This is a genomic window from Salinicola endophyticus (assembly GCF_040536835.1).
GTDB lineage: Bacteria > Pseudomonadota > Gammaproteobacteria > Pseudomonadales > Halomonadaceae > Salinicola > Salinicola endophyticus_A.
Window position 1 is genome coordinate 1,901,437 of the sequence record NZ_CP159578.1, and the last position, 13,982, is coordinate 1,915,418.

Below are 13,982 nucleotides of genomic sequence, written 5' to 3' on the forward strand. Positions count from 1 at the left end.
AACGAGAATTCGATTGTCATGAAAGCGCTGTTCACTTCGTCTCTTCCCCGCTGGGTCCTCTCGGCGTCGCTGTGCCTGGGGCTGCTCACGTCTCCAGTCGGCGCACAGCAGCAACCGACCCCGGACAGTCAGATGCCCGAGGGCAGCAATCCGCAGCCCGAGCAGATGATCCCCTCGCCGCCGGAGCTCGCGGCCTCTTCCTGGGTGCTGATGGATGCCGCCACCGGCCAGCTGCTGGTCAATCACAACGGCGACCAGCGCCTGCCGCCGGCCAGCCTGACCAAGATGATGACCGCCTATATCGTCGAGCAGGAGATCGAGCGCGGTAACATCCACGACGATGACATGGTCAGTGTCAGCGAGAACGCCTGGCGCACCGGCGGATCGCGCATGTTCATCCGCGAAGGGACCCAGGTCAGCGTCAAGGATCTGCTCCACGGCGTGGTGATCCAGTCGGGCAACGACGCCAGCGTTGCGCTCTCCGAGTACATCGCCGGCAGCGAGTCGGCGTTCGCCGATCTGATGAACCAGCAGGCGCAGCGCATGGGGATGAAGAATTCGCACTTCATGAACCCCACCGGCCTGCCGCACGAGCAGCACTACTCCTCGGCCCACGATCTCGCGATCCTGGCTCGCCACATCATCGAAGACTACCCCGACCACTACAAGGTCTACTCGCAGAAGTACTTCACCTACAACGATATTCGTCAGCCCAATCGCAACCGCCTGCTGTGGCGCGATCCTGACGTCGATGGCCTCAAGACCGGTCACACCGAGGCGGCCGGCTTCTGCCTGGTAGCTTCGGCCAAGAAGCAGGACACGCGCCTGATCGCGGTGGTGATGGGGACCCAGTCGGACGAGGCGCGTGCCGCCGAAACCCAGCGGCTGCTCAACTACGGCTTCCGTTTCTATCAGACGCGCAAGCTCTACGATGCCGGTTCGGTGCTCAACCAGGCACGTGTCTGGGGCGGTGCGCAGGACACGGTGCGTCTGGGCGTGCAGCATGAGGTGAGCATGACCGTGCCGCGGGGCAGTGCCGACAATCTGACCGCACGCCTCAATATCCCCGAAACGCTGCACGCGCCGATCCAGGCGGGCCAGCAGATCGGTACGCTGGAGATCAAGTCCGGCGACGAAGTGCTGGGTCAGGAGCCGCTGGTGGCGCTGGAAGGCGTCGAAGAGGGCAGTATCTTCAAGCGCGTGTGGGACAGCATCGTGCTGTTCGTCACCGGCCTGTTCAACTGATCCACGCCATCTGACGCCCGCCGCGGCACGCCGGTTCGATCCGGCGGCCGCGGCGGGCGTGTTGGTGCGTGCGGCGTTCTTGCGTAGAATGGGCGGAAATCGCAGCCGGTTCGTAACTCGATGACCCAGACCCCCGATAACGTCGATCTGCCGCGACCCAAGATCGAATTCCCGTGTGACTACCCCATTCGCGTCGTCGGCGACGCTGCCGAGGATTTCGTCGCTGCCATCAGCGAAGTGATCGCACGCCACTCGCCGGGCTTCGACAGCTCGGCGGTCACGCTCTCGGATAGCCGCAATGGCCGCTTCCAGTCCGCGCGGGCGGTGATCCGGGCGACCAGCGAGGCGCAGCTCAACGCGCTGTTCGAGGAGCTCAAGGCGACCGGTCGCGTGCATATGGTGCTGTGAGCGCCATGGCCGAGCTGGAGCTCTATCGCCTGGGGCGCGCCCCCTATCGCCCGGTATGGGAGGCGATGTCGCGCTTTACCGATACCCGCGACGGTGCGAGTGCCGATCAGCTGTGGCTGGTGCAGCATGACCCGGTCTTCACCCAGGGGCGGGCGGGCAAGCCCGAGCACTTGCTGCTGCCGGGAGACATTCCGGTGGTGGCCAGTGATCGCGGGGGCCAGGTGACCTACCACGGCCCCGGGCAGATCGTGCTCTATCCGCTGCTCGACGTCCGCCGGCTGGGCGTCGGCGTGCGTGAGCTGGTTAGCCTGCTGGAGCAGGCGGTGATCGACCTGCTCGCCGTTCACGGCATCGACGCCCAGGCGCGAGCCGATGCCCCCGGCGTCTATGTCGGCGCGCGCAAGATCGCCTCGCTGGGGCTGCGTATCCGGCGTGGCTGCAGTTTTCACGGTGTCGCGCTCAACGTCGATATGGATCTGGCCCCGTTCTCGCGTATCAATCCGTGCGGTTACGCCGGGCTCGAGATGACCCAGCTGCGCGACCTCGGCGTCGTGGCGCCGGACCTCGACGCGGAAGCCACTCGGCTTGCCGGTTGCTTCGCCGCGCGTCTGGGCGCCACCCTGGTCGAGCGCGCTGACCAGCCGGCGACTCTGACAGCGAACGCGATGGCCTGAGCGGCATCGCCAGGGCGCGCAAGGCGCCGCCCGAACTCAATGAATCATCAGGATGGGACTTATGACCGAGACCACCGTCATGCAAACGCCCGAGTCGAACAAGCCGGGACGTGTCGAGCGCGGCGTCAAGCTGCGCGGCGCGGAGAAGGTCGCGCGCATCCCCGTCAAGGTCATCCCGACCGAGACGCTGCCCAAGAAGCCCGACTGGCTGCGCGTGCGCATGCCGGTCTCGCCCCAGGTCACGCATATCAAGCAGACGCTGCGCAAGCACGGCCTGCACACGGTGTGCGAAGAGGCCTCGTGCCCCAATCTGGGCGAGTGCTTCAGCGGTGGCACCGCGACCTTCATGATCATGGGCGACATCTGCACCCGGCGCTGCCCGTTCTGCGATGTCGCCCACGGCCGCCCCAATGCGCTCAACGACAAGGAGCCGCGCGAGCTGGCCGAAGCGATCGCCGAGATGGGCCTCAACTACGTGGTGGTGACCTCGGTCGATCGTGACGACCTGCGCGACGGGGGCGCCCAGCACTTCGCCGACTGTATCCGCGAGATTCGCCGCGACAGCCCCGAGATCGAGATCGAAGTGCTGGTGCCCGACTTCCGTGGGCGTATGCAGGTGGCGCTGGACATCCTCGAAGGGGAGGCGCCGGATGTCTTCAACCACAACCTGGAGACGGTGCCATCGCTCTACCGCAAGGTGCGTCCCGGCGCCGACTATCAGTGGTCGCTGGATCTGCTCAAAGGTTACAAGGCGCGCCGCCCGGAAGTGATGACCAAGTCCGGCCTGATGCTCGGCGTCGGCGAGACCGACGAACAGGTGATCGAGGTCATGCGCGATCTGCGCGCCCATGACGTCGACATGCTCACCCTGGGGCAGTACATGCAGCCGTCGCGCAACCACTTGCCGGTGGATCGCTGGGTGCATCCGAGTACCTTCGACTGGTTCGCCGAGCAGGGCAGGGCGATGGGCTTCACCCATGTCGCCTCGGGGCCGCTGGTGCGCTCCTCCTATCACGCCGACAAGCAAGCCCACGGCGTCGAAGTGAAGTGAATTTGCGGTGAGGCCGGCGCGTTCACGCAGCGCGCTGGTCGCCATGCCCAGCCGGGCGTGGGCCGCAAGACAACCGGGGCGCGGCCGCTGGAACCGGCGCCGCGCCTTTCGGCGGGGTACCGCCGCGTTCGCAGAGGTCCTGACATGATTGCTCCCTCATCTCCCGACAATGAACAGGCGCGCCTCTCCGCGCTGCACAAGCTCGAGCTGCTGGACACTCAGGCCGACAACGGCTTCGACCGTCTGACCGAACTGGCCACGCAGATCTTCGACGTGCCGATGTCGATGATCACCCTGGTCGACGAGGATCGGCAGTGGTTCAAGTCGCGTCAGGGGCTCAGTGTGTGCGAGACACCGCGGCGTATCTCCTTCTGCGGGCACGTGGTAGCCGATGGGGTGCCGCTGGTGATCCACAACGCGCTGAAGGATGCGCGCTTCGCCGACAATCCGCTGGTGCTCGGCGCCCCGTTCATCCGCTTCTATGCCGGCTATCCGCTGTTCGTCGAGTCCGGGGCGTGCATCGGCACGCTGTGCCTGATCGGCACGCTGCCGCGCGCCTTCGACGAAGGCGACATGGATCGCCTGCGCCTGATGGCGGCACTCGCCGAGGAGCTGGTGTCGCTGCACGTGCTGCGCGTACAGACGTCCCGCGGCGACACCTGAACGTCGCCGGGGGGTGTGTACCTGGGCGCCGTTCAGGCGTCGGCGCTGGGTAAGCAGACCAGGGTCGGGGTGTCGATCGGGGTCATCGGGGCGCGGAAGTGGGCGTTGAGTTCCGGCAGCAGTTCGCGCACGAAACGCAGGAACAGCTCCGTCACCGGGGTGGGGTAGCGATCCTTGGGGTAAACGGTGCACCATGAACGGCGTAGCGGGAAGCCCGGCAGGGTGGGGCTGGCGAGCAGGTTCGAGGCCAGTTCGAGCTGCACTGCCAGGCGCGGCAGCACCGCCACGCCGAGGTGCGCCATCACCCCCTGCTTGATCGCCTCGTTGGTCCCCAGCTCGATGGTGTGATGCAGTGAGATGCGCTCGCGGGCGGCGAAATCCTCGAATGCCGTGCGCGCTCCCGAGCCGGGTTCGCGCATCAGGATATAGTGGCGCGCAAAATCCTCCAGCGTCGGCCGCTCGGCGGTCACCAGCGGATGCCCCGGCCACACCACCGGGATCAGTTCGTTATCCAGGATCGGCATGAACACCAGGTTCGGGTCGTCCGGCACCATTCCCATGATCACCAGATCGTCGCGCCGCTCGGCGAGCCGCTCCAGCGCCTGTACCCTATTGCATACGCGTAGCCGCACCTGCACCTCCGGGTAGCGCGCGCGAAAGCGCGCCAGGATATGCGGTACCACATACTGCGCGGTGGAGACCGCCGCCAGGTTGAGCTCCCCGCGAATCGTTCCCGCCAGCTCCGACAGCTCCATCTGCAGGCTCGACACCTGACCGAAGATCGACTGCACCGAGGCCGAGAGTGCATCTGCCGCCGGCAACACGTGCAGCGTCTTGCCGGCGTACTTGAACAGCGGCTGGCCGAGTGCCTGTTCTAGCTGACGGATCTGCGCGCTCACCGCGGGCTGCGTCAGCCCCAGCTGCTCGGCGGCCCGCGAGTAGGACTGCTGCCGATGGACGGCCTGGAACACCTGGAGCTGCCGGAATGTCAGGCGATTGAGCAGGTTGGGGCGCGACATGGGGGACGTCCTCGCGGTCAGGTATAAGGTCTAGCTTATAGGTCGGCAAAGAAATATCAATTTTTCTATTGGCTCACGGGTGGCTAGCGTAGAAAGCCGATAACAATGACGACGCACAACCCGGAGGGCAGACGGTGTTCAAGAAGCTGCTAATTGCCAACCGCGGCGAGATCGCCGTGCGTATTGTACGAGCCTGCGCCGAGATGGGCATCCGTTCGGTGGCGATCTACACCGAGCCGGATCGCTTCTCGCTCCACGTCAAGGGGGCCGACGAGTCGCACTTCGTCGGCGAGGAGCCGCTGGCCGGCTATCTCGACGCCCACCGGCTGGTCAATCTGGCCCGCGAGACCGGTTGTGATGCAATCCATCCCGGTTACGGCTTTCTCTCCGAGAGCGCTGAATTCGCGCGTATCTGCACCCAGGCGGGGATCACCTTCGTCGGCCCCAGCGCCGAGGTCATCGCGCGCATGGGTGACAAGACCGCTGCTCGCGCAGCGATGCGCGAGGCGGGAGTGCCGGTGACCCCGGGCTCAGCGGGCAATCTGCCCGATCGCGACGCAGCGCTGGAGGTGGCCGCGGAGATCGGCTACCCGGTAATGCTCAAGGCGACTTCCGGCGGCGGCGGTCGCGGTATTCGTCGCTGTGACGACGAGAGCCAGCTCAAGCAGGCCTGGGAGCGGGTGATCTCGGAGGCAACCAAGGCCTTCGGTAGCGCCGAAGTGTTCATGGAGAAGTGCGTTGTCGACCCGCACCATATCGAAGTACAGATTCTCGCCGATGCCCACGGCAACGTGATCCATCTGTTCGAGCGTGACTGCTCGATCCAGCGCCGCAACCAGAAGCTGATCGAGATCGCGCCCAGCCCCCAGCTCACCCCGGAGCTGCGCAGCTATGTGGGCAAGATGGCGGTGCGCGCGGCCGAGGCGGTGGGCTACGAGAATGCCGGTACCGTGGAATTCCTCGTCAAGGACAACGAGGTCTATTTCATGGAGATGAACACCCGGGTCCAGGTCGAGCACACCATCACCGAGGCGATCACCGGCATCGACATCGTGCGTGAACAGCTGCGCGTGGCGGCGGGGGAGCGTCTCGCCTTCCGCCAGGCGGATGTCGTCCACCACGGCTATGCGATCCAGTTCCGGATCAACGCCGAGGATCCCAAGAACGACTTCCTGCCCAGCTTCGGTCGCATTACCCGCTACTACGCCCCGGGCGGGCCGGGCGTGCGTACCGACACCGCGATCTACACCGGCTACACCATTCCGCCCTATTTCGACTCGATGTGCCTCAAACTGATCGTCTGGGGCATGACCTGGGAAGAAACGCTGAATCGCGGTATCCGCGCGCTCAACGACATGCGCCTGCAGGGGGTCAAGACGACCACGCCGTACTATCAGGAAATTCTGCGCCATCCCGATTTTCGCGCCGGCCACTTCGATACCGGCTTCGTGCCGGCGCACCCGGAGCTGCTCAACTACTCCGTCAAACGCAACCCGGAAGAGGTAGCGCTGGCGATCGCCGCGGCGATCGCCGCGCATGCCGGCCTTTGAGGCGCCGTGCCGACAAGTCATGAGGAGAGAGACAATGAACAACGCCAAGACGACGCCGGTCAAGATCAGTGATGTCGTGCTCCGCGACGGCCACCAGTCGCTGATCGCCACGCGCATGCGCACCGAGGACATGCTGCCGATCTGCGCCAAGCTCGACGCCATCGGCTTCCACGCGCTGGAAGTGTGGGGCGGGGCGACCTTCGACGCCTGCGTACGCTTCCTCAAGGAGGACCCCTGGGAGCGCCTGAGCGCGCTGCGCGAGGCGCTGCCCGACACCCCGCTGCAGATGCTGCTGCGCGGCCAGAACCTGCTCGGTTACCGCCACTATGCCGATGACGTGGTCGAGCGCTTCGTCGCCCGCGCTGCCGACAACGGCATCGACATCTTCCGGGTCTTCGATGCGCTCAACGACCTGCGCAATCTGGAGACCGTGATGAAGGCGGTCAAGGCGAGCGGCAAGCACGCCCAGGGCACGATCTGCTACACCGTGAGTCCGGTCCATACTCTGGAGAGCTACCTGGAGCAGGCCCAGCGTCTGGTCGACATGGGCGCCGACTCGATCGCGATCAAGGACATGGCCGGGCTGCTCACTCCCTACGCCACCAGCGAGCTGGTCGCCGGGCTGGTCGAGACGGTGGACGTGCCGGTGCATCTGCACGCCCACGCCACGGCCGGACTCGCCTCGCTGTGCCAGATGAAGGCGGTGGAGGCGGGCTGTCGGCATATCGACACCTGCAACTCGGCCTTCGCCAACGGCACCAGCCACCCCTCGACCGAGGCGATGGTCGCCGCCTTCCAGGGCACGCCCTTCGATACCGGCCTCGATCTGGTGGCGCTCAAGGAGATCGGCGACTACTTCCGCGAGGTGCGCAAGAAGTACGCGGCCTTCGAGAGCGAGTACACACGCGAGGATGTCAGCGTGCAGATCTGGCAGGTGCCCGGCGGGATGATGTCCAACCTGGCCAACCAGATGAAGGAGCAGAACGCGCTCGGCCGCATCATGGATGTGTTCGACGAGATCCCGCGGGTACGTGCCGATCTCGGCTACCCGCCGCTGGTCACCCCGACCTCGCAGATCGTCGGCACCCAGGCGGCGATGAACGTGCTCACCGGTGAGCGCTACAAGTCGATCACCAATGAAGTGAAGCGCTACCTGCTGGGGGGCTACGGCCAGCCGCCGGCCGCGGTCGACGAAGAGGTGCGACGCAAGGCGATCGGCAGCGAGCCGGTCGACGAGGGGCGGCCCGCCGACCAGCTGCAGCCGGAGATGGCGCGTCTGGAAAAAGAGATCGGCGAACTCGCCGAGCGCGAGGAGGATGTCCTCACCTTTGCCATGTTCCCGGATCTGGGGCGTGATTTCCTCAAGGGACGGCGTGACGGTACCCTGGTGCCGGAGGCGATTCCTGCGCCCAGCAGCAGCGGTGGCGGCGAGCGCCCGGTCTCCGAGGGCGTGCCGACGGAGTTCGTCATCGACGTCCACGGCGAATCCTACGAGGTGCAGATCACCGGCGTGGGTAGTGGCAGTGGCAGCAAGCGCCGCGTCTACCTGACGCTGGACGGCATGCCCGAAGAGGTAGTGTTCGAGGCCAAGAACGAGTTCGTGCAGGAGGGCAAGGGGGCCGGACGTGCCAAGGCCAGTGCGCCGGGGCATGTCACCACCTCGATGCCGGGCAACATCGTCGACGTGCTGGTGGCCGAGGGTGACAGCGTCGAGGCCGGCCAGGCGGTGCTGATCACCGAGGCGATGAAGATGGAGACCGAGGTGCAGTCGCGCATCAAGGGCACGGTCAAGGCGGTCCACGTGGCCAAGGGTGATCGTGTCACGCCGGGCGAGGTACTGGTCGAGATCGAGTGAGGGGCGGCGGCGGTTTCTCCGCCGCCTTCCCGTCAAGCCCGAGACAAGACGGCGCGGCGTCGAAGGACGCCGCGCCGTCTGTTTTGTTGCCCGCTTCCGGTGAGCCGCCTATCGCTAGGGAGCGTTTGGATCGCCTTTCATAGCCGCTGGACGATATGGGCTGCTCCGGCGGCAGGGCGTCGCGAGGGCGCTATGAACCCCTCCTTGGGCGCTACCTTTGCCATCCCTGGCAAAGGACCCTCGCTTTGCCCTGTCCCCGGCGCCCATCGTCCTAGGGAATGGACATGAGCGCTTATCTCTGGGCGGCGCCTGGCGCGCCGACTGACTGGGGCTCAGGCCTCGACCTGAATGATCTTCATGGTGTTGGTACCGCCGTGGGCGTTCATGTGGTCGCCGCGGGTCAGGATCACGTGATCGCCCTTGGCCGCCAGGCCACGACCGACCAGCTCGTCGATGGCGCCTGCATTGATCTCGGTCAGCGGGAAGCGCGAGCTGTCGAACACCAGCGAGACCACGCCACGGTAGAGCGCCATGCGCCGCTGCACCGCCGCGGTCTCGGCCAGCGCCACGATCGGCAGCCCCGAGCGGATGCGCGAGGCGATCAGCGGGGTATAGCCAGTGGCGGTGAGACAGGCGATGGCGACCACGCCGGAGAGGTGGTTGGCGGCGTACATCGCCGACAGCGCCACGGTCTCGTCGATGCGCGAGAAGCCCTCGTGGATGCGGTGCTTGGACTCTTGGGCGCTGCGCTCGCGCTCGGCGCCGAGGCACAGCCGGTCCATGGCGCGGATGGTCTCGACCGGGTAGTCGCCGGCGGCGGTTTCGGCGGATAGCATCACCGCGTCGGTGCCGTCGAGCACCGCGTTGGCGACGTCGAACACCTCGGCGCGGGTCGGCAGCGGCGAGTCGATCATCGACTCCATCATCTGGGTGGCGGTGATCACCACCTTGTTGAGCGAGCGGGCACGACCGATGATGCGCTTCTGCACGCCGATCAGCTGGGCGTCGCCGATCTCGACCCCGAGATCGCCGCGGGCGACCATCACTGCCTCCGAGGCGCGGATGATGTCATCCAGCGTCTCCGGGTCGGCGACCGCCTCGGCGCGCTCGATCTTGGCCACCAGGCCGATCTCCTGGCCCGCTTCGCCGAGCAGCTCGCGGGCGTACTGCATGTCGGCACCGCTGCGCGGGAAGGAGACCGCCAGATAGTCGACGCCGATGTCGATCGCGGTCTTCAGGTCCTCCTTGTCCTTCTCGGTCAGGGCTGCGGCGGAGAGGCCGCCACCCTGCTTGTTGATGCCCTTGTTGTTGGTCAGCTTGCCACCCACCTTCACCTTGGTGACGATCCTGCTGCCGTCGAGGCGTTCGACCTCCAGTACCAGGCGGCCATCGTCGAGCAGCAGCACGTCGCCGGCGTCGACGTCGTCGGCCAGTTCCTTGTAGTCGCAGCCCACGCACTCGCTGGTGCCCTCGTCACGCCCCAGTGAAACGTCGATCACGAACGGCTGGCCTTTCTCCAGCTTGACGCCACCTTCGGCCTGGAAGCGTGCGATACGGATCTTCGGCCCCTGCAGGTCACCCAGGGCGGCGACCGCGCGACCCTGGCGTTCGGCGGACTCGCGCACTGCCTTGAGGCGGCGGCGGTGGTCTTCCGGGTTACCGTGGGAGAAGTTCAGGCGAACCACATCGACACCCGCTTCGATCAGGGCATCCAACACGCCTTCGCGGTCCGTGGCGGGACCTAGCGTAGCGACGATCTTGGTGCGACGAATCGGGCCGTGAAAGGCGTGCTGCATGGAAAATCTCCTGGCGACTGGATGGTGCATGCCGCGCCGACGCGTGTCTGGCGGCGGGTGCGATGACAGGTGGTTATTTTACAACATCGGCTGCGCCTTGTCCGTGGCGATGGCGCCCGGCTGCCTCCGGCGACGCGCCGTCTCGATCCGAGTGTAACGCGCCAACGCCGCGAGCGACACGCAAGGTGCCCTGTGCCATCCGATGTCCGGGCGCCGAGTGTCGATGGTAAATCCTGGCGTGCGGACAGATTCCGGCTAGGGTATTCACAGATGCCGCCCACGTGCCGCGCGGGCGAAAACACATGGGCGCGGCGGCGACGCATCGCTGCAGCGGTGCTTGGAATTCGGCACCGGCAGCCCAATAACGCGGTTCCCGGCGATGGCCAGTGGCTCGTCGTGAAAGTCAAGCTACGGCTGGCGCCGTGTGGAGCGCTAGGGTAGGGTAGGCGGATTTTCCGGCAGCCTCCCCCTCGATTCGTGCCCTCTCGAGCACGAACCGACCGGAGCTGCCGCTATATAGAAGAAGCAGGAGCGCTATGGGCAAGTCACTGGTTATCGTCGAGTCTCCGGCCAAAGCCAAGACCATCAACAAGTATCTCGGCAACGACTTCGTCGTGAAGTCGAGTGTCGGGCATATTCGTGATCTGCCGACCAGTGGCTCGTCCAAGCAGGCCAGCGATCCCAAGGAGCGTGCGCGTCAGGCCGCGGCGACGCGCAAGATGTCGCCGGAAGAGAAGGCCGAGTACAAGAAGCAGAAGCAGTGGGACCAGCTGGTGCGCCGCATGGGTATCGACCCCGAACATGGCTGGCGCGCCAATTATGAGGTGCTGCCGGGCAAGGAGAAGGTGGTCGAGGAGCTCAAGAAGCTGGCCGACAAGAGCGACACCATCTATCTCGCGACCGATTTGGACCGCGAAGGGGAGGCGATCGCCTGGCACCTGAAGGAGACCATCGGCGGCGACGACAAGCGCTACAAGCGGGTGGTGTTCAACGAGATCACCAAGAACGCCATCCAGGAGGCGTTCAAGCAGCCCGGCAGTCTCAACGTGGCCCGGGTAGAAGCGCAGCAGACGCGTCGCTTCCTCGATCGCGTGGTCGGCTTCATGGTCTCGCCGCTGCTCTGGAGCAAGGTCGCCCGGGGGCTCTCCGCCGGCCGTGTGCAGTCGGTGGCGGTGCGTCTGATCGTCGACCGCGAGCGCGAGATCCGCGCCTTCGTGCCGGAGGAGTTCTGGGACGTTCATCTCGACACCGCCACCGCCGATGGTGAAGCGGTGCGCTTCGAGGTGGTGCGCGAGAAGGGCGAGACCTTCCGCCCCACCTCCGAGCGTGAGACCCTCGAACGCATCGCCCCGCTGCGGCGCGACGCCTTCACCGTCACCGAGCGCGAGACCCGGCCGACCCGCTCCAAGCCCAACGCGCCCTTCATCACCTCGACGCTGCAGCAGGCCGCCAGCGGGCGCCTGGGCTTCTCGGTGAAGAAGACCATGACTCTGGCGCAGCGCCTCTACGAGGCGGGCTACATCACCTATATGCGTACCGATTCCACCAACCTGTCCCAGGATGCGGTGGCGAGTGCGCGTGATTACATCCACAGCGAGTACGGTGAGCGCTACCTGCCCGAAGCGGCCATCCGCTATTCGAGCAAGCAGAACGCCCAGGAAGCGCACGAGGCGATCCGCCCCTCCAACGTCAAGCAGCGCGCCGATGATCTGCCTGTGGAGCGCGACGCACAGCGCCTCTACGAGCTGATCTGGCGCCAGTTCGTGGCCTGCCAGATGGTGCCGGCGGAGTATCTGGCCACCACCCTGACCATCGAGAGCGATGGCTTCGAGCTCAAGGCGCGGGGCCGTGTGCTCAAGTTCGACGGCTACACCCGGGTGATGAAGCCGATGGCGAAGAAGGATGACGCCACCCAGCTGCCCGACATCGACAAGGGCGATCGCCTCGAGGTGGTCCAGCTCGACCCGCAGCAGCACTTCACCAAGCCGCCGGCGCGCTACACCGAGGCGAGCCTGGTCAAGGAGCTGGAGAAGCGCGGTATCGGCCGCCCCTCGACCTACGCCGCGATCATCTCGACCATTCAGGACCGCGGCTACGTCAAGCTAGACAGCCGCCGCTTCTACGCCGAGAAGCTGGGTGAGATCGTCACCGATCGCCTGGTCGAGTCGTTCAACGACCTGCTCGACTACAGCTTCACCGCGCGCATGGAGGATCGGCTCGACGAGGTTGCCGAGGGGCACGAGAACTGGCAGCAGCTGCTCGACGCCTTCTACGCCGACTTCAAGCGCAAGCTCGATCACGCCGAGGGCGAGGACGGCATGCGTCCCAACGAGCCGATCGCCACCGATATCGCCTGCCCCACCTGTGGCCGGCCGATGCAGATCCGTATCGCTTCCACCGGGGTGTTCCTCGGCTGCTCGGGCTACAACCTGCCGCCCAAGGAGCGCTGCAAGACCACCATCGACCTGATTCCCGGCGAAGAGGCAGTGCCAGAAGATGCCGGCGAGTCGGCGGAGACCGACGCGCTGCGTGCCAAGCGGCGTAACCCCAACACCGGCACGGCGATGGACAGCTATCTCATCGACGAGGGGCGCAAGCTCTATATCAGTAACGACGATGATGGCTACTACGAGATCGAGCAGGGCCGCTTCCGCATCAAGGGCTACGACGGTCCGGTGATCGAATGCGACAAGTGTGGCTCGGAGATGCAGCTCAAGAGCGGCCGCTTCGGCAAGTACTTCGCCTGCACCAATGAGGCCTGCGGCAACACACGCAAGCTGCTCAAGAGTGGCGAGGTGGCGCCGCCCAAGATGGACCCGATCCCGATGCCCGAGCTCGCCTGCCAGAAGGTCGACGACCACTACGTGCTGCGTGACGGCGCCAGCGGGCTGTTCCTGGCCGCGAGCCAGTTCCCCAAGAATCGCGAGACCCGCGCGCCGCTGGTCAAGGAGCTCAAGGCGCACGCCGAGGCGCTGCCCGAGAAGTACCACTTCCTGCTCGAAGCGCCGAGCGAGGATCCGGACGGGCGTCCTGCGCAGATCCGCTTCTCGCGCAAGACCAAGAGCCAGTACGTGATGACCGACGAGGATGGCAAGGCGACCGGCTGGCGCGCGATCTTCGAGGATGGCCGCTGGCAGGTGGAGGACAAGCGCAAGTGAGTGCCGTCGCCCGCACCAATCAGCTGCTCTATCAGAGCGAGCTGCTGCTGGCGCTGCCGACGGGTGACGACGAGCACGCGCCAGCGCGACGCATGGCGCTGGAGGAGGCCGCGCTGGGCCAGCTCGGACTGGCCTTCGAGGCGCTGCTGCGCGAGGTCACCTTGCATGCGCCCGGCGGTGCACCGGACTGGCGCACATGGCTCGATGCCGCGGGCCAGCGGCAGGCGAGTGGTGATGCGCCGGCGCATGTCGAGATCGCCGAGCTGGTGTGGCTCGAGTCGCTGGCGTTACGGCCGGAGAGCTGGTTGGCGCTGCTGCTGGCACGTCTCGCCGCCCTGCAGAGTGACGAGGGCGCAGCGCGGCGTGGCGACAGCGTGCCGGGGCTGATCACGAGTGCCGGCGCCACACCGCTGGGTGACGAGCTGCGCTGGTGCCTGGGCGAGTTCAAGACGCTGCTGCCGAGCCTGCGTCAGGGCAGTCAGGAGTGGTGACGGCCCTGGGCCGACATGGTAGCCTTATTCACTGATCGACGACCGGGGCCCGTGCCCTGGTCGTTTTTTATT

11 protein-coding genes are annotated in these 13,982 nt (G+C 66.0%); 9 read left to right on the top strand and 2 right to left on the bottom strand.

Annotation, left to right across the window (positions count from 1 at the left end; translation table 11 throughout):
• Positions 1–18 precede the first annotated feature (18 nt).
• From ABV408_RS08600 to ABV408_RS08620, 5 genes are all read left to right on the top strand, one after another.
• Positions 19–1,245, top strand: a complete 1,227-nt coding sequence (locus ABV408_RS08600) for a D-alanyl-D-alanine carboxypeptidase family protein (protein ID WP_353981987.1) — start codon at positions 19–21, stop codon at positions 1,243–1,245.
• A 120-nt stretch (positions 1,246–1,365) separates the two neighbouring features.
• Positions 1,366–1,653, top strand: a complete 288-nt coding sequence (locus tag ABV408_RS08605) for a DUF493 domain-containing protein (RefSeq protein ID WP_353981988.1) — start codon at positions 1,366–1,368, stop codon at positions 1,651–1,653.
• A gap of 5 nt (positions 1,654–1,658) precedes the next feature.
• Entirely contained in the window at positions 1,659–2,327 is a 669-nt protein-coding gene (lipB, locus tag ABV408_RS08610; protein ID WP_353981989.1) for a lipoyl(octanoyl) transferase LipB, read from the top strand.
• A gap of 61 nt (positions 2,328–2,388) precedes the next feature.
• The gene (gene lipA / locus ABV408_RS08615; protein WP_353981990.1) at positions 2,389–3,378 is read left to right on the top strand and encodes a lipoyl synthase; all 990 of its coding nucleotides are present in this window, start codon (positions 2,389–2,391) and stop codon (positions 3,376–3,378) included.
• Positions 3,379–3,522: 144 nt separating this feature from the next.
• The gene (locus ABV408_RS08620) at positions 3,523–4,041 is read left to right on the top strand and encodes a GAF domain-containing protein (protein ID WP_353981991.1); all 519 of its coding nucleotides are present in this window, start codon (positions 3,523–3,525) and stop codon (positions 4,039–4,041) included.
• A gap of 32 nt (positions 4,042–4,073) precedes the next feature.
• Here the strand turns inward: ABV408_RS08620 and ABV408_RS08625 are convergent, their stop codons facing one another.
• Complete coding sequence (locus ABV408_RS08625; protein ID WP_035474498.1) at positions 4,074–5,060, bottom strand: LysR family transcriptional regulator; 987 nt, start codon at positions 5,058–5,060, stop codon at positions 4,074–4,076.
• 134 nt (positions 5,061–5,194) lie between these two features.
• On the opposite strand from ABV408_RS08625, the gene ABV408_RS08630 reads away from it, so the two are divergent.
• Together ABV408_RS08630 and oadA are read left to right on the top strand one after the other, a co-directional pair.
• Complete coding sequence (locus ABV408_RS08630; protein WP_353981992.1) at positions 5,195–6,610, top strand: acetyl-CoA carboxylase biotin carboxylase subunit; 1,416 nt, start codon at positions 5,195–5,197, stop codon at positions 6,608–6,610.
• A 34-nt stretch (positions 6,611–6,644) separates the two neighbouring features.
• Positions 6,645–8,465: a sodium-extruding oxaloacetate decarboxylase subunit alpha gene (gene oadA / locus ABV408_RS08635; RefSeq protein ID WP_353981993.1), complete on the top strand. Its 1,821-nt coding sequence runs from the start codon at positions 6,645–6,647 to the stop codon at positions 8,463–8,465.
• 332 nt (positions 8,466–8,797) lie between these two features.
• Here oadA and pyk read toward each other — a convergent pair whose 3' ends face one another.
• The gene (gene pyk / locus ABV408_RS08640) at positions 8,798–10,261 is read right to left on the bottom strand and encodes a pyruvate kinase (protein WP_353981994.1); all 1,464 of its coding nucleotides are present in this window, start codon (positions 10,259–10,261) and stop codon (positions 8,798–8,800) included.
• Between the two features lie 536 nt (positions 10,262–10,797).
• On the opposite strand from pyk, the gene topA reads away from it, so the two are divergent.
• Together topA and ABV408_RS08650 are read left to right on the top strand one after the other, a co-directional pair.
• Positions 10,798–13,419, top strand: coding sequence for a type I DNA topoisomerase (topA, locus tag ABV408_RS08645; RefSeq protein WP_353981995.1), 2,622 nt, complete (start codon positions 10,798–10,800; stop codon positions 13,417–13,419).
• Positions 13,416–13,910, top strand: coding sequence for a DUF6586 family protein (locus ABV408_RS08650; protein WP_353981996.1), 495 nt, complete (start codon positions 13,416–13,418; stop codon positions 13,908–13,910). The genes topA and ABV408_RS08650 overlap by 4 nt, the downstream gene beginning before the upstream one ends.
• Positions 13,911–13,982 lie beyond the last annotated feature (72 nt).